At 32.1% G+C, this 21823-nt stretch carries 16 protein-coding genes; 9 read left to right on the forward strand and 7 right to left on the reverse strand.

What is annotated here, in order from left to right:
* Positions 1–59: 59 nt before the first annotated feature.
* Positions 60–287 (reverse strand): CDGSH iron-sulfur domain-containing protein, encoded by a 228-nt coding sequence (locus GMC_RS0111670; protein WP_010522298.1) that lies wholly within the window; start codon positions 285–287, stop codon positions 60–62.
* 231 nt (positions 288–518) lie between these two features.
* On the opposite strand from GMC_RS0111670, the gene gyrA reads away from it, so the two are divergent.
* Complete coding sequence (gene gyrA / locus GMC_RS0111675; RefSeq protein ID WP_010522299.1) at positions 519–3074, forward strand: DNA gyrase subunit A; 2556 nt, start codon at positions 519–521, stop codon at positions 3072–3074.
* Between the two features lie 384 nt (positions 3075–3458).
* Positions 3459–4631 carry a BamA/TamA family outer membrane protein gene (locus GMC_RS0111680; protein ID WP_010522300.1) on the forward strand — a complete coding sequence of 391 codons (1173 nt, stop codon included), beginning with the start codon at positions 3459–3461 and terminating at the stop codon, positions 4629–4631.
* A gap of 178 nt (positions 4632–4809) precedes the next feature.
* On the opposite strand, the gene GMC_RS0111685 is transcribed toward GMC_RS0111680, so the two are convergent.
* The gene (locus GMC_RS0111685) at positions 4810–5703 is read right to left on the reverse strand and encodes a hypothetical protein (protein ID WP_029489742.1); all 894 of its coding nucleotides are present in this window, start codon (positions 5701–5703) and stop codon (positions 4810–4812) included.
* A 209-nt stretch (positions 5704–5912) separates the two neighbouring features.
* Between GMC_RS0111685 and GMC_RS0111690 the strand changes: the two genes are divergently transcribed.
* The 5 genes from GMC_RS0111690 (at position 5913) to GMC_RS0111715 (ending at position 13961) form a co-directional block, all read left to right on the forward strand.
* On the forward strand, positions 5913–7088 hold the full coding sequence (locus GMC_RS0111690; RefSeq protein ID WP_010522302.1) for a GlmU family protein: 1176 nt from the start codon (positions 5913–5915) through the stop codon (positions 7086–7088).
* A 320-nt stretch (positions 7089–7408) separates the two neighbouring features.
* A complete protein-coding gene (locus GMC_RS0111695) occupies positions 7409–7987 on the forward strand; it encodes an RNA polymerase sigma factor (protein ID WP_010522303.1) in 579 nt (192 codons plus the stop codon).
* A 61-nt stretch (positions 7988–8048) separates the two neighbouring features.
* On the forward strand, positions 8049–8831 hold the full coding sequence (locus tag GMC_RS0111700) for a hypothetical protein (RefSeq protein ID WP_010522304.1): 783 nt from the start codon (positions 8049–8051) through the stop codon (positions 8829–8831).
* 135 nt (positions 8832–8966) lie between these two features.
* On the forward strand, positions 8967–10031 hold the full coding sequence (locus GMC_RS0111705) for a hypothetical protein (RefSeq protein WP_010522305.1): 1065 nt from the start codon (positions 8967–8969) through the stop codon (positions 10029–10031).
* Positions 10032–10895: 864 nt separating this feature from the next.
* Positions 10896–13961 (forward strand): gliding motility-associated C-terminal domain-containing protein, encoded by a 3066-nt coding sequence (locus GMC_RS0111715; protein WP_010522306.1) that lies wholly within the window; start codon positions 10896–10898, stop codon positions 13959–13961.
* 343 nt (positions 13962–14304) lie between these two features.
* Here GMC_RS0111715 and GMC_RS0111720 read toward each other — a convergent pair whose 3' ends face one another.
* The 5 genes from GMC_RS0111720 to GMC_RS0111740 are packed head-to-tail and all read right to left on the reverse strand — an operon-like array spanning position 14305 to position 19993.
* Entirely contained in the window at positions 14305–15582 is a 1278-nt protein-coding gene (locus GMC_RS0111720; protein WP_010522307.1) for an O-antigen translocase, read from the reverse strand.
* Positions 15576–16688 (reverse strand): DegT/DnrJ/EryC1/StrS family aminotransferase, encoded by a 1113-nt coding sequence (locus tag GMC_RS0111725; RefSeq protein ID WP_010522308.1) that lies wholly within the window; start codon positions 16686–16688, stop codon positions 15576–15578. The genes GMC_RS0111720 and GMC_RS0111725 overlap by 7 nt, the downstream gene beginning before the upstream one ends.
* A gap of 1 nt (position 16689) precedes the next feature.
* Positions 16690–17619: a GNAT family N-acetyltransferase gene (locus GMC_RS0111730; protein ID WP_010522309.1), complete on the reverse strand. Its 930-nt coding sequence runs from the start codon at positions 17617–17619 to the stop codon at positions 16690–16692.
* 14 nt (positions 17620–17633) lie between these two features.
* Positions 17634–18581, reverse strand: coding sequence for a glycosyltransferase family 2 protein (locus GMC_RS0111735; protein ID WP_010522310.1), 948 nt, complete (start codon positions 18579–18581; stop codon positions 17634–17636).
* Positions 18582–18598: 17 nt separating this feature from the next.
* Positions 18599–19993 (reverse strand): hypothetical protein, encoded by a 1395-nt coding sequence (locus GMC_RS0111740; protein ID WP_010522311.1) that lies wholly within the window; start codon positions 19991–19993, stop codon positions 18599–18601.
* A gap of 695 nt (positions 19994–20688) precedes the next feature.
* On the opposite strand from GMC_RS0111740, the gene GMC_RS21315 reads away from it, so the two are divergent.
* Together GMC_RS21315 and GMC_RS0111750 are read left to right on the forward strand one after the other, a co-directional pair.
* Positions 20689–20868 carry a class I SAM-dependent methyltransferase gene (locus GMC_RS21315; RefSeq protein WP_094766288.1) on the forward strand — a complete coding sequence of 60 codons (180 nt, stop codon included), beginning with the start codon at positions 20689–20691 and terminating at the stop codon, positions 20866–20868.
* Between the two features lie 201 nt (positions 20869–21069).
* Positions 21070–21807, forward strand: a complete 738-nt coding sequence (locus GMC_RS0111750) for a class I SAM-dependent methyltransferase (protein WP_010522313.1) — start codon at positions 21070–21072, stop codon at positions 21805–21807.
* Positions 21808–21823: the final 16 nt, after the last annotated feature.

Here is a 21823-nt window from a genome sequence, read left to right on the forward strand (position 1 = left end):
AGTAAACTTAGTATTAAGGCTTATTAGTCTATAGGTAAAGAATGTAATATTAAGAATATTTATTTTCGATGCGAACCATCGCAGTAAGGAGGGTTGTTTGTGAGTTTACAAGTACATAATGATGCTTCTTTTGTTTCTTCAACTTCAAATGCAAGTGATGGTGTAGCATTATGTTTGCGGTGTGATCCGTCGCAAAAGGGTTGATTTTCACTATGGCTGCAGGTGCACCATGCATATTTTGTTTCAGCTTCCAGGGTTACTTTAATAGGGGTTTTGTTATTGCTCATAGTTCTATTTTTTATTTTAAATTAAATATACTTTAATATGAGTTAAGATTGAATTTAAATTACAGCAGCTTTAAGTGTGATTTAAAGGGATTTCTTTTTATTAACTATATGCTGGTTGTCTTTTGTTGATAAATTGTAAATAATAAGCTAAAAATTAATCAAAAAACTTGATAGAATTCGCTATTTTGCTTGTTAGTATTAGAATTAAATAAAGTATAAAATTTTGTATATATGGCTGACGGAGAAAAGCTGATTCCTATTAATATAGAAGAGGAAATGAAATCAGCATACATTGATTATTCAATGTCTGTAATTGTTTCCAGAGCACTACCTGATGTGCGCGATGGTTTAAAACCAGTGCATCGTAGGGTGTTGTTTGGAATGCATGAGCTTGGTGTTAGGGCTTCCAGTGCGCATAAGAAATCGGCAAGAATTGTTGGAGAGGTATTAGGTAAGTATCATCCACACGGTGATACTTCAGTATATGATGCCATGGTACGTATGGCTCAGGAATGGAGTATGCGCTATATGTTGGTTGATGGGCAGGGAAACTTTGGTTCCGTTGATGGTGATAGTCCTGCAGCAATGCGATATACTGAGGCAAGGATGCGGAAAATATCTGAGGATATGTTGGCTGATATTGATAAAGAAACTGTTGATCATACATTAAATTTTGATGATACTTTAAAGGAGCCTACCGTATTACCAACTCGAGTGCCTGGTTTGTTAATCAACGGAGCATCGGGTATTGCTGTTGGTATGGCTACAAATATGCCTCCGCATAATTTAGGTGAAGTAATTGATGGCACAGTTGCGTATATTGACAATAACGATATAGAAGTGGAGGAGCTGATGCAATTCATTAAAGCCCCTGACTTTCCAACTGGCGGAATTATTTATGGATACGATGGCGTGCGACAGGCATTTAAAACTGGTCGAGGCCGGATTGTAATGCGTGCAAAAGCTACTATTGAAGAAGTTAAAGGACGAGAATGTATTATCGTTAGTGAGATTCCTTATCAAGTGAATAAAGCCGAAATGATTAAAAAAACGGCCGAGCTCATTAATGATAAAAAAATAGACGGAATTTCATCAATCCGAGATGAATCGGACAGAAAGGGAATGCGTATTGTTTACGTATTAAAGCGTGATGCCATCCCAAATATTGTACTGAATATGCTTTACAAGCATACATTATTACAAACTTCATTTAGCGTTAACAATATTGCTTTAGTTAACGGTCGTCCACAGTTACTTAACGTTAAGGATATGATTCATTACTTTGTGGAACACCGCCACGAGGTAGTAGTGCGCAGAACTACGTATGAATTAAGAAAGGCAGAAGAACGTGCTCATATATTAGAAGGACTGATTATTGCGTCAGATAATATTGATGAGGTTATCGCTTTAATTAGAGCTTCTAATAATGCAGAAGAAGCAAGGGCTAAGCTGATTGAACGCTTTAAATTGACCGAAATACAGGCCAAGGCTATTGTTGAAATGCGATTGCGCCAGCTTACAGGACTGGAGCAAGATAAGCTACGTGCCGAGTATGAGGATATCATGAAGACGATTGAGGACTTGAAAGATATTTTGGCAAGGAAGGAACGCCGAATGAATATTATTAAGGACGAGTTGCTTGTTATTAAGGATAAGTATGATGATGGACGTCGTTCGCAAATAGAATATGCAGGAGGTGATTTTAGTATAGAAGATATGATTCCTAATGAAAAGGTAGTCATTACTATTTCCCATGCAGGATACATTAAGCGTACATCCTTAACTGAATATAAAACCCAGAACAGAGGAGGCGTTGGACAAAAAGGGAGCACTACGCGTAACGAGGACTTTTTAGAGCATCTATTTGTTGGAACCAACCACCAGTATATGTTGTTTTTTACTCAAAAAGGAAAATGTTTCTGGATGCGTGTATTTGAAATCCCCGAGGGTGCTAAAACATCAAAGGGTAGGGCTATACAGAATTTGATTAATATTGAGCAGGATGATAAGGTTAAAGCTTTTATATGTACGCAAGACTTAAAAGATGAAGAATATATTAATAACCATTATGTAATCATGGCCACAAAAAAGGGCCAGGTGAAAAAGACATCTTTAGAGCAATACTCGCGTCCACGTGTTAATGGGATTAATGCCATTACTATAAAAGATGGGGATGAGCTTTTAGAGGCTAAACTAACTAATGGCGAAAATCAAATCATGTTGGCATTAAAGTCAGGAAAGTCAATTCGTTTTGAAGAAGCTAAAACACGACCTATGGGAAGAGGAGCTTCTGGAGTTAGAGGAATTACTCTGGGACATGATAAAGATGAAGTGATAGGAATGGTAGCTGTTAATGATCCTGAAAGTAATATTTTAGTAGTGTCTGAAAACGGATATGGAAAACGCTCAAGTCTTGAAGATTATCGTATTACTAATCGTGGTGGAAAAGGAGTGAAAACGATATCGGTTACTGATAAAACAGGGGAACTGGTTGCTATAAAAAATGTTACTGATGCCGATGATTTAATGATTATTAACAAATCAGGTATCGCTATTCGTTTGTCTGTTGAAGAATTGAGAGTTATGGGGCGTGCTACTCAAGGGGTACGTTTAATAAACTTAAAAGGAAAAGATTCCATTGCTGCCGTTGCAAAAGTAATGCATGACGAAGAAGATTTAGAAAATGAAGAAACTGCGGAAGATGTTGATGCGAAAGCAACAGCAAAAGAAGATCAAACAAATGAAAATGATGTTGATACAACTCCAGCTTCGCCTGAAGAGGAATAGTAATTCATTTATTTAGTAAAATACGAAAGCTTTATTTGCATAACATTGCACTTAAGGCTTTTTGTTTTTAGTAATCTTGAGAATTAACTATTATAAGTCTTTTTTTAAGGAAAACTTGATGGTGATAAGAGCCAAATAGTGTTAAAATTAATTTATATGGGAAGAATTTAATGAAGTCGTAATCACTCATTCTGTCAAAAGATGAATTATATTGATTTTTGTCACGTTAATTTTTCGTATTCAGTTGTAATCATTATAAATTATTATTAATTTAAAATTGTTGACTTTAATCGAATTATAATGGATTTTAACGCTATTTAATGTGCGTGGTTACGTATGATCATCATATATTTGGCAATTATTAGATATTATTAGATAAGTCATATGATAAAATTGAAAACGCGACTACATATTAAAAAAGGTTTTTTTTTATTATTTTTTTTAGTTCAAACTTCTACTCAGGTTTTTAGTCAGGATTTTGAACGTATAAAAGAGTTCTTCACTTTTTATCCAAATAAAAAAAAGGCAGAACAAGATTCAACATTGTATAAATCAAAGTTTATTGTTGCGCCTATTGTAAGTTTTTCTCCTGAAACTAGTTTAGCCTTTGGCGCAGGAGCAAAATATTTATTTAAATTCCAGGGGAGTGGAAAAGAAACTAGGACTTCTAACATGCCAGTTTCGCTTAGATACACACTTAATAATCAATTTATTCTTTTCTCGGGATTTGAAATGTTTACCAATCAAGAAAAGTGGGTGATTGAAGGAAATGCGTTGGTAAAAAACTTTCCGCAACTGTTTTACGGAATTGGTAGAGATACGCCTGAATCAAATGAAGAACAATTTGATTTTGTACAAGCCTTAATTGAGCCAATTTTTTTAAAGCAAACAGTAAAATATTTATTTGTTGGTGCGGGGTTTAGGTATAATCATATTTTTGATGCTGGTTTTGAACGAGGTAAACTTTTAGATAGCACCCGACCTTCGGGATACAATGGGTCTACATCAGCAGGAGCTGAAGTTGCAGTTTTGTATGATAGCCGAAATAATATTCTAAATGCAGATAATGGTTGGTATTTAGAATTTACACATGGTTTTTATGGAAAGGCACTAGGCGGAACTCATGAGTTTGAATTGACTAGATTCGACATCCGACATTTTTTGTCGGTTTCGAAAAAAACACGTGATGTTTTAGCTTTTCAGGTATTGGGTCACTTTTCATCGGGTGATGTACCACTTTTGGAACTTGCGCAATTTGGTAGTGGCGAAATTTTAAGGGGGTATAGAGAAGGTAGGTATTTAGATCGCCATTTATTGGCAGGGCAAGTAGAATACAGGAAATCTTTCAAAAATTCGAGATGGGGTGCTGTTGCTTTTTTAGGAACAGGCGATGTCACCAACAGTATTGAGGGGTTTAAAATTGGCAATTTGAGACCAAACTTTGGTGTAGGACTACGTTTTTTACTGGATCGAGAGGAGAATTTAAATGTAAGGTTTGACTGGGGATTTGGTAAAGACACCAATAATGTTTATTTAAATTTATCTGAAGCCTTCTAGTGGCAACTTATTTTCACTTCATTAAATCATTTAATGAAGTGAAATTGGTTGTAAGTAAGAATTGTATTAATCTAAACAGAGACAATTGCATATAATTTTAAAAAAAGCTCAATAAAATCGATTGATTTTATTGAGCTTTTTTTAAGCTATATTCTTTATAAAATAGAAGCGATAAAGATTATCTAGTTACTTTACCTGATGGTAAATCAGTAATGCTTAATTCCATTGTGTTTACAGTTGGTGCAGTTTCAGTACCAGCAGTACCAACAAGCGGTTTTATAAAAAATGGGTTTTCAGAATCATAATCTACAAACGGTTCGATTGAAATTACCACTTTTTTGCCTCTAACATCAGCATCAGCAGGGAAGTTCAATCCTTTGGAATTACCTGTTAAAAAATCCTCTCCAGGAAAGTTTGGTGGAGCTACAACATCCTTGCTAAAAGGGGAGTCTTCATCTCTAGTGTCAACTTTGGTAAACACACCTGTAGTCACAGGCGCATCTTCAGCAAGTACAACCCATCCTTCATATTTCCAACCTTTACTTAAAGTAGGTAATTTTAATCCAGCTACTGGATTCCCTCCATTGGGATTTAAAAACCAAATGCCTTTTTCTTCGTTGTCTGGATCTTCATCAGTGGGAGTAGCAATAATAAATTCTCCGGAAGAATCACTAAAATCAGCAATAATTCCAGTATCAACATCAGCAACATCTCCATTAAATTTTCCTTGTAGTATTTTAGTATCTGATGGTATTGCATCATTATCACCAGGAGCTTCAATTGTAAGTATAAATTCAGTAGCTTTCTCTAAATCTTCTTCAACTACTGAAAATTCCTTTTGACCACCAACATCTAATTTATCAAATTTACCAGTAGAAATAGGTTCACCATCTACCATAATCCAACCTTCATACATAGCATTGTTTGTGAGCTCACCAAGGTCGAAAATTTTAAGCGTTAAATCAGCTCTTGGAGCTGCTGGTTGAGAGTCACCATCATCACTAGAACATGCTACAGCACCTAAAAGACTGAATGCTATGGCACAGGTTGGAAAAAATCTTTTCGTCATCATTATTAAGTTTTTTTAATTATAAACTAAGTAACTAATTAAATTAATTACACTCAAATTTATAAAATCATTTTTTTATAAACATAAATATAGCAGTAAAATTGTATACTGCCGCTGTAGTTAGTCGATTAGTAATTATTTCTTATTTGAATTAGTCTTTAGTTGTTTGTAGGTATATACATTAGTATTTTCGTAATTATAAAACAATCCACATGAATTATATTTTATTTGATGGTCCGCGCCGTAAAGCATTATTACCCTTTACTTTTACCCGACCTGTCGCAGATATTAGGGTAGGAATTATGACTATTCGTGAAAAATGGGAGCATTATTTGGGGAATACTACCTCTACAATAACTGAAGATTATATGACTGAAAAATGGCCTATGGTGGAAATGGAATCAAATACATTTGTTTGTGGGAGTATTTTACCCGATCAGGATTTGGTAACTCAAATTAAAGCATTAAAAGCACATCAGGTTTTACATTCCAAAACTGGTGAGTTGATTGCTTTTTGTGTGCCTGAATGGGAAGATCCTGATTTAAATGCATACCAAAAAGTAGCTTATAATATCGTTTATGCAGAAGTAAAGCATACTTGGGATATTTTTAGTTTAAACGAACAAGCTATTGAAGCTGATTTTGAAATGCTAACCGAAGGAAAAACAAGTCAGCCTTTATCAGAAACAAATACGGTTGTTGGTAACGGAAAATTATTTGTTGAATCAGGAGCATCGGTTGAATGTGCTATTTTTAATACAAGCAAGGGTTCGGTATATATAGGTAAACAGGCAACGGTAATGGAAGGTGCAATTGTACGAGGGCCTTTTGCACTTTGTGATCATGCTACGGTAAAAATGGGAGCTAAAATTTATGAAGGTACTACTATAGGACCGCATAGTAAAGTAGGCGGCGAAGTAGGAAATTCAGTACTCTTTGGGTATTCTAATAAAGGGCATGATGGTTATTTAGGGAATTCGGTGTTAGGAGAGTGGTGTAATTTAGGAGCGGATACCAACACTTCTAACCTAAAAAATAATTATGCTGAGGTGCGATTATGGAGTTATGAAACCAATGGTTTTGCCAAAACTGGATTGCAATTTTGTGGTTTAATGATGGGGGATCATTCAAAGAGCGGGATCAATACCATGTTTAATACAGGAACAGTGATAGGCGTTAGTGCTAATATTTTTGGGGGCGGTTTTCCTCGTAATTTTATTCCAAGTTTTAGCTGGGGCGGAAGCGCAGGTTTTGTAACTTATAAAACAAATAAGGCACTTGAAGTGGCCGAAAAGGTAATGCAACGTCGTAATATTGATTTTACAGATCAAGATCAATCTATTTTGGAACATGTTTATGAAGAAACCAAAACGTATCGAAAGGACTGATGTTACCAGCAGTTATTAAAAAGTTTCAAATAAGAACAGCAACAAATATCAAATTGAAATACTTTATTGGAGCGCAAATAATGCTAAAATCATATTATTAGAACAGTTGTCTTCATAAATAAATTGAAAATCACCTTGATTTAATTGACAAAGTCTATTGGCTATATTCCCTGAATTAAACGGTTTTTATTCTAAAAATTTGGAAACTAATTAGATATCTTTAAAGCTTTTACTATTACGGTAGAAGCTTTTTTTGTTTTTTTTAATATACCAGACAACCATTATTAAAAAATATGCGTCTTTATAAATAGAAAGGTAAAATGAAACCGTTTTTGAAAGTAATTCGACTCTATAAAAATGAAGCTACACTCATAAAAGGGGTGTTAAAAAATAATCGAGATGCACAACATCGATTATTTGAAATACATGCACCTAAAATGCTGAGTGTTTGCAGATACTATATTAAAGATTTACAACAGTCGGAAGAGGTAATGCTTACGGGGTTCTTAAAAGTTTTTAAAAAAATGGACACTTTTGAAGGCGCAGGTAGTTTGGAGGGGTGGATTCGTAAAATTATGGTTAGAGAAGCTATTTCATATTTGAGAAGCAAAAAGACCTTCGAATTTGCCGCTGAAGAGCTAGTATTGGAAAAAGAGTCCGAAAATAATATACAATCTAATATTGAGGTAGCTCAAATTCAAAGCCTAATTGATGCGCTTCCTGATGGGTATAAATTGGTATTTGTAATGTATGCAATTGAAGGGTATAAGCATGCCGAAATTGCTCAAACGCTAAATATCAATGAGGGGACATCAAAATCTCAATTGTATAAAGCACGAAAATTGCTTCAAAAAATGGTCAGTAAATTGAATGTAAATACACATTTAGGTTATTTATAATACATTAAGGTGTAAAATTAGCATTATATCAAATGATTAATGTTTCAAAATTTTAAAAAATATGCAACAAGATAATTTTGAAAAGGGGATACAAAAAAATTTGGAGGAACGTGAATTGCAACCATCTTCATCCGCATGGAAAACGTTAGCTGATCGTTTAGATAATGAGCAAAAAAATAAATATTCCTACAAATTTATTTGGGGTAGTATTGCAGCAAGTATAGTTGGTATTTTAATTATTTTTAATTATTTAAGTTCTTCAAATCATAGCAATACACTTATTTCTGAACCAGTGACAGTTGTAGCAAATGAAAAAAATCATGAAATAAAGGGTAAAGATTCATTATTTACAAACAATTATCCAAAAACAAAAGATTCAATAAATACCAGTAAATCATCAGTACACAAAAGAGGTGTTTTAGTAGCAACAGATTATCAGGAAGTAAAAAATGTGGTGATAAAAAAGGTTTCCAAGGATGAAGTGCCTAATACAATAACAACAGTGGTAACTGTTAGTCAAGTTGATGAAAAAAAGGAAGTTAAAAGAGAAGTAGAGAAAATAATACCCACCATTCAAAAACTTGATGATGTTATTGATGAGGTTATTGCCGATGCTCAAATAAGTAACTCAGATGTTGAAGTTGATAACTTATTAATGGAAGCGCAATTGGAATTAGCCTTAGAAAAGGCTTATGCGGCAAATGGATCACCAATTAATGCGGATCAATTATTAAATAGTGTTGAAAAAGACTTAGATATTTCTTTTAGGAATAAAGTTTTGGATGCGTTACGAAGCAATTTTGAAAAGCTAAAAACAGCTATGGTGATGCGGAAAAATGAATAGTGTACAATTTATTTTTATTACCTAAAATCTCACACTAGTATAGTATAAAAAGAAACCAATTAAACTCACTTAATTTATTTGAGCAGGTAAGTTATTGCCTAAAATGAAAAGTTTAAAATATAAAAATATAGTATTATGAAATTAACAATAAGACTTGTACAATTAGTGGTATGCTTTGGCTTTATGTCGCAATTAATGAATGCTCAGGACAGTATTCCTAAAACTAAAACGGAAATTAAATTAAAAAAACTGAACGCTTTAAAGGATGAAGTAAAAAAAATAGAACGTGAATTACTAAAAAAGGAAGTGAAGGCTATTGATAGCTCATTCAATAATAAACTAATTACCAAGGAGCAAGCCATTCAATTAAAAAAAGAAGCTGCAAAAAAACGAGCTTCAAACATTAATAACCGTATTGCAATTATAGATAATAAATTGTTACTGCTGCAAAGAAATGAGAATGAAGAAGATTTTGAAACAGCGTATTTAGAAGAGTCGATTGAAAAATTTTTAACACATATAGATGAAAATGATCAAAACGAAAATAGTAGTAAAAAAGACAAGCGTATCAGAAGCGGATTATTATTTGCTGTAGGGTTTAATAATGCATTAGTTGAAGGTGCTAGTTTTGAAGATTCGCCTTATAAATTTGGGGGATCTCGTTTTTTTGAAATTGGCTGGGAATGGAAATCCAGGGTGTTCAAGAATACTAATTTTATGCGTTTCAATCACGGAATAGCATTGCAAATGAATGGGCTTAAACCTGATAATAATCGGTTTTTTGTGAATAGAAATAATCAAATTGTATTAGAAGATTTCGAAAATGATTTGGATAAATCAAAACTAACGATTACCAATTTAGTGATACCCGTACATTTTGAATTTGGACCTTCTAATAAAGTTGTAGCAGATAATAAAATAAGTTATGACACCAAAAAGCAGTTTAAATTGGGGTTAGGTGGTTATCTGGGGGCTAATATTGGGGCGCGACAAAAATTGAAATATATAAAAGAGGGTCAAAAAGTAAAAGAAAAGCAAAAAAAAGATTTCAGTACATCTAATATTATTTATGGGCTAAGTGGTTATGTTGCTATAGGGGCTACAGCACTTTACGTTAAATATGATTTATCCCCAATATTTGAAAACCAAAATACTACTCAAAATAATGTATCCTTAGGAGTGCGTTTTAATGTAATGTAACATGATTGATGTTATTAGATTTTGCTTTTAAATGTGGATAATTTAAACTTCGAATTATAATATTACCATAGCTAGGACTGTTTTTTATGCTTTTCTTCTTGTTCAAACAAAAAAAATCTAATTTTTATTTGAGTAACTCTAAATTCAGAACCAGTATAGCTATTGAGTTACTATTTATTCTTTTAAATAATTTAAGGATATCAATTCATAATATTTTCCTTAAAGGTTGAATAGACATTAAGTTATGCAAAGGGTTTCCCATATAGGGAGCTCTTTTTTAGTTTTTATTGGATTATATTCATTAAAATAAGATTAAGTGTACGTTAAATAATCTTGTTTGATGCGAATTTCCTATTCAAAAAGAATAAAATTTGTAAAGATTTTATTTTTATGAATTTCATAATTTATTAAGTGAAATATTAAGAAATAGTATACTGGGGTATTTTTTTTAACAATTGAACCCTCATAAAGCGTATAATTTACTAGATAAAATCACTATTTATATCGATTAAAAGTTTTAATTTAGCGTTAAAATGCATACAAATTTAATTAATTTACTTAAAATGAGTAAATTGCATTAATGTTTATTATTTATTCTTTGAAAAATCAATTTTCAAAATGAACTTTAAATATTTAAATGAAAAGTATCAAGTGTATTTTTAAAACGTTTTTGCGCAAATAATTGAGCCCCAATATTATGATACAAAACTATTTTTCGTTTTTTTAAGTAAGAAAAAAGCTTCATGTTTTTTATTTTTTACGTTTCTTACATGTGTTCAGGTTTGTGCTCAATTTGATACTACTTATCACTTGCCTCCACTATGGGCTACTACTAACCCACATACAAATACACCGACTAAGTTAATGCTTAGCACGACGTATCCTGAGAGTGAGGTTACAATAACCACGGCTGATCCATCAGTTTATTATAAAACTATACAAGTTACTAAAGAGGAGCCTATACTTATTGACCTGTCAATTTCTTTAGGTAATACCACCTTATTTAATGTCATTGAAAAAAGTAAGGGATTATTGATTACTGCTACAAATCCTATTCAGGCTGTTCACATAAATGATTCTCCACATAATAAGACATATACTGTTTTGAAAGGATCAAGTGCCCTTGGAAAAAATTTTTACGCAGCTTCGCAAACTAAAGTGCTAAACGAACAGTATAAAAATGGTGAAACTCATTTTATTTCAGTCATGGCAACTGAAAATGAGACTGATATTACTATTGAAATGCCAGCAAATAAAGTGCTAGACGGCATCGGTAATTCAATAACAATTCGATTAAATGCTTATGAAACTTATTTGGTAAAAAATATTGACGGTACTAATAGTATTAATAATATCACAGGGACTCATATAACATCAAATAAAGATATTGCTGTAATTTCGGGAGCGCAGCATGTACGTCAAAATAAAGGTATTGGTGGGGCGGCTGAAGGTGGAGTTGATCAGTTAGTGCCAACAAAAATTTTAGGGACTGAATATATACTATCCAGAGGAGGAACCGCGTTGGATTACGCTATTGTTATTGCTTCAGAACCAAACACTAAAATTTATTTGGATGATTCAAGCGAAGTAAAATCCCTATCAAATGCAGGTGATTTTATTGAAGTAGACTATTCCAAAAATACTAGAAGAAAAGGACTTGATGCTTTGGGAACACCTCATTACATTCACTCCGATAAACCAATTTATGTGTTTCATGTGTCAGGTTTAATGTCGGATGAGGTTGGTATGGCGCTAATTCCAACGGTAGGCTGTACAGGAAGTAAAACAATTAACTTTTTAAAATTTAAATCTGGAATCAATATAGCCACTGTAATAATTGAGGATGAAGGAATTTCAAATTTCAACTTTAATGGAAAAAGTATTGATGATTTAGGGCTAGTCATAAAAAAAATACCAGGTAAAGATGGTTGGTCAGTGGTATCTATTCCTGATACTGAAATTAATGACTCCAATATAGCAGTAGCAGATTCTTTTTTTCATTTGGGTTTGTTAGTAGCATCTCCAGGTTCTGGTACATATGGAATGTTATCAGGGTTTGAAAAAAATATTAGAGCACTGGATCCTATAGAAAAATTACCAACCACTGAATTTATAATTGAAGCTTCATGTAATTTAAGAAACGAAAAAATAAGTATTCCTTTGGAGTTAGAAGTTTCCTGCGGCGAAGGATTTATTACAGCTGTTACTACCGATAAAGAAGGTAGTGCTGTTGAGCTTGTGCCATTAGGCGTAAACAAATTTCAATTAGATTATACGGCTGGTATATTATCTGATTTCAATACAGATACAATAACCGTTAGTTTCGAATCCAGAAATAATGATGTTTTTCAAGCTTCTGGTAGTGTAAATATAGCTATTGTTATCCCTTCTAACGCTAATAAAGATAGTGATAACTTGCCTGATTGCATTGATCCTGATGATGATAATGATGGGATTTTGGATGTTGATGAGTATCCCATTATTGATGCAAATCCCTTTGGTGATGAGGATGGTGATGCTATTCAAAATTTTCAGGATGTTACTGATAATGGAAATTCAGGAGATGATTCAATAACTGATTATTCAGATATCAATGCAGACGGAGTTCCTGACATTTATGATTTTGATAATGATGGCCAACCCAATCATATTGATTTGGATTCAGATAATGATGGAATTCCTGACAATGTAGAAGCGCAGCTAAGTGCTATCTATATGTTACCTAGTAATTCTGATGTTGATGATAATGGGATTGATGATAGCTATGGCGAAGGACTTTCTGTTGCAAATACTGTAGCTAGTACATTTCCTGATTTTGTCAATATAGACTCTGATAATGACGGATTTAATGATGTTTTTGAGGCTTTTTATATCAATGAAAATCAACAAAATTCAATATTCATTGGAGATACTGATAAAGATGGTTTGGATGATTTTTTTGATGCTGAAGTTGGAAGTTTTAAATTTCCCAACGGCGCTCAGGTTTTAATAAATCCAATTGATGATTTAAAAAATACCGATGCTTCTGATGAACCTGATTACAGAGATTTAGATGATGATAATGATGCAATAGCTACAATGTTGGAGCTAGAATATCAAACAGATCCTTATATTTTTGATACCGACCAAGATGGTTTAAGTGATGGAGAGGAAATTACAGGTGTTGATAACTTAGAAACGATGTTTGTAGCAAATGTAAAAAGTGATCCAAACAATATTTGTGATCCTTTAAAACAAGCACCTAGTTGCGATCAAGACGGCGACGGAAATAGTAACGGTTTGGATCCTAATCCAACTAAGCCGGTTGCTGAAGATGATTTTATTTTAATAAAAGAAGGACAAACGATTGATGGTTTTTTTATTTTAGAGAACGACGACTTTTTAATAGGTCCGAATACGCATATTGCGAATACTGGAAATGGAACTGCACAAGGAGAAATTTCATTAATTTCATCAGTGGGGAAGTTTAATTATGTACCAAAAGCAGATGAATTAGGTGTTGTTACTGTAATTTACGAAGTATGCCATAGTGTTGAAGATTTAAAAGTATGTACTACGGCTACTATTGAAATTACTATTGAAGAAGAGAAAGATTTAAAGATTTACAACGCTATTTCACCCAATAATGATGGTAAAAATGATTATTTCATTATTGAAGGAATCACCAGTTTAGAAGATTTTCCTTACAGTGATGTAATGATTTTTAATAGTAATGGCGAAATTGTGTATAAAGAAACTGATTATAAGGGCGGCATCCCATTTGGTTTAACAACTGACATAAGTAAAAGCTTTTACGGTCAGGCAAAAGGTTCATTGGTTTTTCAGGATAATGAAGAGCTTCCGCGCGGTACTTATTTTTATGAAGTAAACTATACATTAGCTAGCGGTGCTCAAAAGGTAAAGACCGGATATTTGTATTTGAATCGATAGTTTTTTAGTTGTCGGTAGTGAGTTGTGAGTTGTGAGTTGTCAGCTGCGGATTCTCGGTTGTCGTTTGTTGGTTTTGGGTTTGAGGTAAAAGGTTGAATTAGGATTTCGGTTTTTGTTACAAATCTTACGTTTTAAATCAATCAAAACGTTCCAATTTAAACCATCTCTGAGTTTATAGAGTTGCTGAAATTACTGTTTAGTGAAGCTAACCGATAACTAATGATAATTTGCGTGAAGGATTGTAGTGGAAATCCCACAGCCCGACGTAGGAGGTGCGAGGAATTGAAACGTAAAGCCTGACCCTTGTGGGCACGCCCCGATTATTTTAGGAACAAGTCTAATTTTATTTAAACAGGTATTTACGAAACCAAATAATTAGTATTAAAAAATAAGTGCTGTAACATATAAAATAACCAATGGCAGCACCTTGATAACCGTATTTGTTGATAAAAAATACGCTTGATGAATACCAAATTATTGCGGATAAAATTTCGGTTAATACATAGCCTTTGGTCATTTTTTTAGCCATAAATTGGTAAGCGAGCACGGCTGATAGGATTCGAAAAAAATCACCACTTAGTTGCCAAATAAATAAACTTTCCATGGGCGAAAATTCTGATGACAACAATAATTTAATAAAAAAATGTCTAAAAAAATAAAGCCCCAGTAGGCCTGCAATTACCAACGGCATTAAGGTTTTGTAAAAGGCAAAAATTTCTTTGCGAAATTGTTTAGTTGTTTCAACGGCGGCAAGTTTTGGAAACAAATACAAGCTGAGAAGCGAGGTGACGAATACTAAATAGTAATTTGAAATTCGATTCATGGCTTCCCAATATCCCATTTCGGTCAGTCCTTGCACATCAATTATGTGATTTCTTATGGCAATTATAGTAGGTGGTATGATTACAGCTGTTAGTAATGCCATTAAGCTGTATTCAATTAATTTTTTAGTATATCCCCAATCAATATTTGACGCTTTTAAAAGTCCAACAAAACTTTTTTGTTTAAATATAATGGTTAATGTTATGAATAATGCTAAGGCTGGTGTGATTACAACGGCGTAAAGCATACCTTGTAACTGGTACTGCCACAGTAAAAAAAGTGTGACTAATAAACTGAAAATGGTAGTAGTTACATTTAAAATTGTGTATACTTTGTATCGCGAAAATCCATTGATGATAGCTAGACAAAAATAGTCCACAATCATGAGTGAAATTCCTGCGGCTAGTGTTTTTATAATATGAGTATACTCAGGTGAATTGAGGATGTAGTTACTCCAAAATGGGGCAAAAAAATACAAAATCATGGAGGTGCCAAGCATGGATATAAATCCAATGTAGTAGCTTGTTGCTAATACCTTGCTTAATTCGTTTTGATCATTTTTGTGTTCTGCAACGTATTTGACTACTCCGTTGTAAAACCCAAACGAAGCTATCGTTTGAATACTGGTCATAAAACTCCGGAGATTTCCAACAATTCCCAAACCTTGTGGACCGATAAAAATAGCCACTGCTTTTGATAAAATAAATCCAGTTACCAAACGTACAAAAACGGCTATTGAATTAATAGACATAACTTTTAAAAGCTGTTTGTTAGGATTAAATTTATTTATGCTTAGCATGTGTACTCGTTTAGTTTTTTTATTATGTAGTTAATTTCACTTTTAACTAATGTAGGGTTCAATGGTATGCTAACCACTTCTTGACTGATTTTTTCGGTAATTGGAAATATTTGATTTTTGAACTCATCGACCAACGCTTTTTGTTTGTGAGGGGGGATTGGATAATGAATTAGATAGCCTATGCTATTAGCTGTAAGGTAATCACAAAAATGGGATCTGTTTTTAACTCGCACCACATACACATAAAAAACATGATTGTTGCCACCATTCCACTGCGGAAGTTGTATGTGTTTATTGGTTATTTCATTAGAGTAACGGTTTGCAATTTCCCTTCGTTTAGTATTATCAATATCTAAAAATTTTAGTTTCTCAATCAAAAAAGCAGCTTGAATTTCATCTAATCGTGAATTGATTCCAATGAGTTCATTGACGTATTTTTTGGAGGTACCGTAATTCCTTAGTTTTTGGATGCAGGTGGCCAATAAGGTGTTTGAGGTTGTTACGGCTCCACCATCACCTAGTGCGCCAAGATTTTTTGAAGGGTAAAAACTAAAAGCAGCTGCATCAGCAATGCTGCCCGCTTTTTTATTATTTTCAGAAATTGCTCCGTGTGCTTGGGCTGCGTCAGCAATTAATAGTAAATTGTTTTGGTGGCACCAGTGTTTTAATTGATTAATTCCTGAAATTTGTCCGTACAAATAAGTGACTATTACTGCTTTTATTTTTGGAGTTATTTTTTGTTTTACTTCTACTTCGGAAATACAGAAAGAGCTTTCGTTAGGGTCAACCAAAACAGGAACTAATCCTGCTTGTTGAATTGAAATTATAGTGGCTATAAAGGTGTTGGCAGGAACTAAAACTTCATCGCCAGCGCTAAGTTTTCCGAGCTCAATATATCCTTTTAAAATTAAGGTAAGAGCATCTAGCCCGTTTCCTGTTCCTATACAATGTTTAGCACCACAATAATTAGCAAATGCATTTTCAAATTCAATAAGTTTGTTTCCTAGAATGTAATGTCCGTTGGTAAGAAAGGTTTTAAATTGAGATTTCAAGCTAGTTTCAAATCGTTTATTGAGTTTTTGTATGTTTAAAAAAACTACTTTCATATTAATGTAATTCTAAGCAATAATAATCTTGAAGGTACTGATTACAACCCAATTCTTCTTTCTGCTTTAATAAACTCATATTACCTACTACTGTGCCCATATCAAAGTAGCGATAACCTTCTTCTTTAAATTTTTCAATCAAATGAATAAACAAAAAATCTAAAGCTCTGTACTTTTCCCCATTTTTTGATGTTGCTCCATATTGGGATTTGACAACATTATTTGTTTTAAAGATAGTGATACCTGCTAAGATTTCGTCGTATAAATAAATATTATACTGGACTATGTTTTCAGGAAATTTTTTTTTCAATAATGTGATTTCATGGATGGAATGCACCGGTTTAGTTTTATGTTTTTCTGCCAAACGAGGTTCCAAAATTTGTCCCCAAAATAAATGGAAAGAAGTAGTTTCTTGAATTTTAAAACCTAAGTTTAAGTTTTTTTTGTAGTGTTTTAATTTGGTTTTATGAATTTTTACTGATGTGGAGTAATCTATTGCTAGATTTTGTTCTCTGCGCGTAAGTTGAGCACCTAGTTTGTGTAATAGTGGTTCTAATTCAAATGAGGGTATTTTGTGATAAAATAATGGTAGGGATTTTAATTCAAAAGCTTTAAATTTTTTGTTTTTTAAATAGTGTACTATAGCTAAAAAAATAGCTTCTATTTTGATAACACCCATACTTTTTAAAAGCAGCAGCCCTCCGTAGGTAAGACCTTGATGTGAATATAAAACCCGATTTTTTTCGTTAGCAGGTAAAACAGCTACTAAATTATTTTTAGAATACACCATTAGCGAGTGATCATAAAAACGGTCACTGTGATAATCCATAAAATCTCTATGAAATAAAAATGTGCTGTTTTTTGCCTTTGAAATGAATGAATTCCAGATGTTGTAATCTGTTGATTGGTATTTTTTTATGATATAATTCACCGGCCTTTTATGTTTTAGTTAATATTAGTTTCATCTATAATATATAAAGGCCTATTTTTTACGTCTCGGTTAATTCGAGCTAAGTATTCACAAATGATTCCTATTGAAAATAGCTGTATGCCTCCTAAGAACATTGAGCTGATTATTAATGAAGTCCATCCAGTAATGGTTTGCTTTAATATAAAATGAGAAAAAATTGCGAATAGAATAACAAAAAAAGACAATAAAGAGATTAAAAAACCTATTCGACTAACTAACCTTAATGGTTTGTCGGAAAAACCAGTGATGGCATCTACAGCTAAAATCATCATCTTAGAATAGGAATAACCTGATTTTCCATGTTCTCTTTTATTTCTTTCGTATAAAATTTCGCTACTTTTAAAGCCGAGCCAGGCTACTTGCCCCCTTATAAATTTGTTTTGCTCAGGCATTTTGTTTAGTGCATTTATAAGCTTTCTGTCAAGTATTCTAAAGTCGCCTGTATCTAAAGGAATTTGGAAAGGAACCATTTTGTCAAGAATTCTATAAAACCATTTAGCTGTAATTTTTTTTAAAAAAGTTTCGCCTTCTCTTTTAATTCTTTTTGCATATACAACATGAAAGCCTTTAGAATATTCGTTGTAAAGTTGTTCAATCACTTCGGGAGGATCTTGTAAATCTCCATCGATAATTACAGCGCAGTTGCCGTTGCAATATTCCAAACCAGCAGAAACAGCTATTTGATGTCCAAAATTTCTACTAAGATTAATGTAATATGTTTTAGAACAATCAAATGATTGTTCTTTTAAAATATTAAATGAATTATCAGTGCTGCCATCATTAACAAATATTATTTCGTAAACTTTATTAATTTTATTTAAAACACTTTTAAGTCTGCTGTGGAGCTGAAATAAATTGTTTTCTTCGTTCAATATGGGAACAATTATAGAGATGTCAATATGTTTTATATTTGTCTCGTGCATCAATTTCTTTACCAATATTATTTTAAGGATTTATAAATGTTAAAATAATCATTGTACCAAACAATTTTATATTCATTTTTTTTTATAAATTGATTAAATGCTTTGGTTCTTTGTAGGTTATAATACTTATTTACTTTTTCTTTATTATGAGATTCTTTTAAAAAATCAGGATCTGGAGTTCCAAATCGGAAAGTAGCATCAAATTTTTGTTGCACAATAATTGGTAATTTTTCAATTTCTTTACTTGCTTGGTTTAATTTTTGCGTAAAAGTATATCCGTCATATATTTGAACCCATGGATTGTACACATAAGGTTTGGTTTCAGTCAAGTAATGTAGCATAGCAAAATTATCAAAAATTAGCAGGTGGTCGTTAGGTTTAGTATATTTTTTGGTTTCTGCTACGATGTCGTTAATAATTTTAGCTCTTTTTTTTGTGGTGTAAATACCTTTAGTGAATTTACTATTAATAACATAAGTTTTGTGTAGCCTATTGCCTTCATCAAAATAAGCTTCTTTTGATAATTTGTACATTCTTACCATAAAATATGAACAAATAAATAGCAACAGCCAATTTTTTAAAGTAGCAATAGAAATATAGTTTGTTATGCGAGGCTTATAGATAAATATAAATTCAAAAAAGAAAGGAAAAGCTAGCCAAATAGATATATAACCACTGTTGTTAACTCCACCAGCACTGCCTAAAGGTAGAATAAATAATACTAAAAGAGCAGCAAAAGTTATTAGCTTCAATGCTGCTTTCAAATTTTTCGTAAAAAGAATACTCAATGTAGCTAAATAGCTTAAACCATATAAAATAAGTAAATTTTTACTAACGAAAATTAGGGATAAAAACAAAAAAGGAAAGACCCAAAGTATTTTTTTTACAATGGGTTTAAGATTGTAAAATCTTTTTCGGAATAAAAAACAAAATATTAAAAAGCAAGCTAGTCTAGCTGTAATTGAAATAATTTGATTTTGGTTAATTTTAAATACTCTTACAAGTCTACCTGCATTATGACTGCTGTCTTTTTCTATACCTACAGATACAAGAGATAGCAATGAATCTATCATAATGCTCAAATGATCATTCTTCCATAATAATAGCACTATTAAAATAAAACCTGATATTATTCCAATTGAAAAAAATAGAATGGGTTTAAAAGATTTTATAAGCTTTTGTTGCTCCAGGTAATATTTATAAGGAATTACTGCAACTAAAATAAATAAGGTAATATTGGGTATACGGGCAAATACATTAATGGCTAAAATACAACCTGAAATTAAATAGTAGATTAGTTTATTTTCAATTAATCCTTTATGTAAAAAATACACAGCTGTGACAACCAATAATGCAGTCAGTTGATTGTGATAAAATGTTAAAAAACCGAAATCATTTATAAATAGAATCATTGACAAACTAATTAGTAAAAAAGTTTGACTGAGGTAATTTTTTAAAATTTTGTAAGAAACAATAAAAGTTAACGTATTGACTATGATTGCAAGAAAGCGAAAACCAAGAACGCCCCAAGAGGAGAAGAAGCTATTCCATAAACCACCCACAAATCCACCCAAATAATAATTGAAATTATATTCAACACTTGCAGGATCATTAAAAATCTGCTGATAAAAAGTTAAAACAAAGCCATCATCACTAACATCAAAACCTTGAAAGGCTAATAATATTTGTCCTAAAATAATAACTAGAATAGTAACTAAAATTTTTTTTTGGACGCTTCTTTCTTACTTGCAATCATTAAATTTTGATATAAACAAAAGACTAAATTAACTAATATTAATTATAAAATTGAATTATTTTTAGCATTCAGAAAATTTGCAACAATAGTAAATTTAACAATACAAATAAAAGGATGCGTAAATTAAGTTTCGACTTAAGATCCATTTTGGGCTTTCCATTTTTATAATAATTATCAACGTTTAGTTGAAAGCTATAGCGCTAGGGAATTATTTGCAAATAATTATTTAAATGAAAAAAAAGGAACTAAAATACTTGATATAGGTTGTGGTTTAGGCTATATCTTAGATTTTTTCCTTGAAGTTGATTATTTTGGGTACGAAATGAGTCAGGGACATATTAATAAGGCAAGATAAAATATAAAAACAGGAGTACTTTTATTTGTTCTGAAGTTGATGAGTTTTCTTTGAATAAATTAGGTACTTATGATTTAGTAATTGCATCGGGTGTGCTGCATCATCTTAATGATGATGAACTGAAAAATTTGTTGCGAACAGCAGTAAAAGCATTAAAAGTTGATGGTAGTTTGTAACTCTTGACGGCTGCTATGTTGAAAACCAAAATAAAATTGATAAGTTTTTTTATATAAAGATCGTGGGGGAATATTTTTGTTATTAATTTGAATACGAAAAACTAGTTAAGGAGTATTTTAATAAGGTGGAATCAACTATTGAATATTCCTTATACGTTATTGATCATGAGCTGTACTAGGTAATTTTAGTGAATAATTTTTATGGATAAAATTTTTGAAAAAAAGTATCATGAATATGAAAAAAAACACTTTTGGTTTATTGCCAGGAGAAAATTTATTCTACAGCTTTTAAATTCTTTGCCCATAGATAGTACTATTTTAGATATAGGTTGTTCTTCTGGAATTTTTATTAAGGATCTAATAAAGGCTGGGTTCGATAAAAACAGAATTTACGGTATTGATATTAGTGAAGAGGCAATTCATAAAGCTCAAGCTGACGGTTTGCAAAACGTTTTTATAATGGATGCACAACATATAGCTTTAGAAAAAAAATTCGATATTATCATTTCTTCGGATTGTTTGGAACATTTAGCCGATGAAGAAAAGGCTTTAAAGTGCTGGAGAGGCTTGTTGAAAGATCACGGAATACTTTATGTTTTTGTTCCTGCATTTCAGTTTTTATGGAGTCATCATGATGAATTGAATATGCATTATCGGAGGTATACCAAGAATGAGTTGTCGGGAAAACTTGCTGCTAACGGTTTTGATATTGTTAAGTCAGGATACTGGAATTTTATTTTATTTTTCCCAATAGCAGTAGTAAGATTATTTAGTAAATTTTCTAATAAAGAAAATTCAATTGTATCTTTAAATAATAAGCTTTCGATTTTCAATAAGCTCTTTTATTTTATTCTTTTTACTGAAAATAAATTACTGAAAGTAATCTCTTACCCAATTGGTATTAGTTGTTTTTGTATCGTAAAAAAATCAACTAAATAAATTTTTTATTCATCAA

The sequence above is a fragment of the Aquimarina agarivorans genome, from assembly GCF_000218485.1.
Classification (GTDB): Bacteria; Bacteroidota; Bacteroidia; order Flavobacteriales; family Flavobacteriaceae; genus Aquimarina; species Aquimarina agarivorans.

Bases quoted from the DNA above. Each gene is read 5' to 3' on its own strand.
- GMC_RS0111670 (WP_010522298.1), bottom strand. From the start codon at position 287: ATGAGCAATAACAAAACCCCTATTAAAGTAACCCTGGAAGCTGAAACA.
- gyrA (WP_010522299.1), top strand. From the start codon at position 519: ATGGCTGACGGAGAAAAGCTGATTCCTATTAATATAGAAGAGGAAATG.
- GMC_RS0111680 (WP_010522300.1), top strand. From the start codon at position 3,459: ATGATAAAATTGAAAACGCGACTACATATTAAAAAAGGTTTTTTTTTA.
- GMC_RS0111685 (WP_029489742.1), bottom strand. From the start codon at position 5,703: ATGATGACGAAAAGATTTTTTCCAACCTGTGCCATAGCATTCAGTCTT.
- GMC_RS0111690 (WP_010522302.1), top strand. From the start codon at position 5,913: ATGAATTATATTTTATTTGATGGTCCGCGCCGTAAAGCATTATTACCC.
- GMC_RS0111695 (WP_010522303.1), top strand. From the start codon at position 7,409: ATGAAACCGTTTTTGAAAGTAATTCGACTCTATAAAAATGAAGCTACA.
- GMC_RS0111700 (WP_010522304.1), top strand. From the start codon at position 8,049: ATGCAACAAGATAATTTTGAAAAGGGGATACAAAAAAATTTGGAGGAA.
- GMC_RS0111705 (WP_010522305.1), top strand. From the start codon at position 8,967: ATGAAATTAACAATAAGACTTGTACAATTAGTGGTATGCTTTGGCTTT.
- GMC_RS0111715 (WP_010522306.1), top strand. From the start codon at position 10,896: ATGCTTAGCACGACGTATCCTGAGAGTGAGGTTACAATAACCACGGCT.
- GMC_RS0111720 (WP_010522307.1), bottom strand. From the start codon at position 15,582: ATGCTAAGCATAAATAAATTTAATCCTAACAAACAGCTTTTAAAAGTT.
- GMC_RS0111725 (WP_010522308.1), bottom strand. From the start codon at position 16,688: ATGAAAGTAGTTTTTTTAAACATACAAAAACTCAATAAACGATTTGAA.
- GMC_RS0111735 (WP_010522310.1), bottom strand. From the start codon at position 18,581: ATGCACGAGACAAATATAAAACATATTGACATCTCTATAATTGTTCCC.
- GMC_RS0111740 (WP_010522311.1), bottom strand. From the start codon at position 19,993: ATGATTCTATTTATAAATGATTTCGGTTTTTTAACATTTTATCACAAT.
- GMC_RS0111750 (WP_010522313.1), top strand. From the start codon at position 21,070: ATGGATAAAATTTTTGAAAAAAAGTATCATGAATATGAAAAAAAACAC.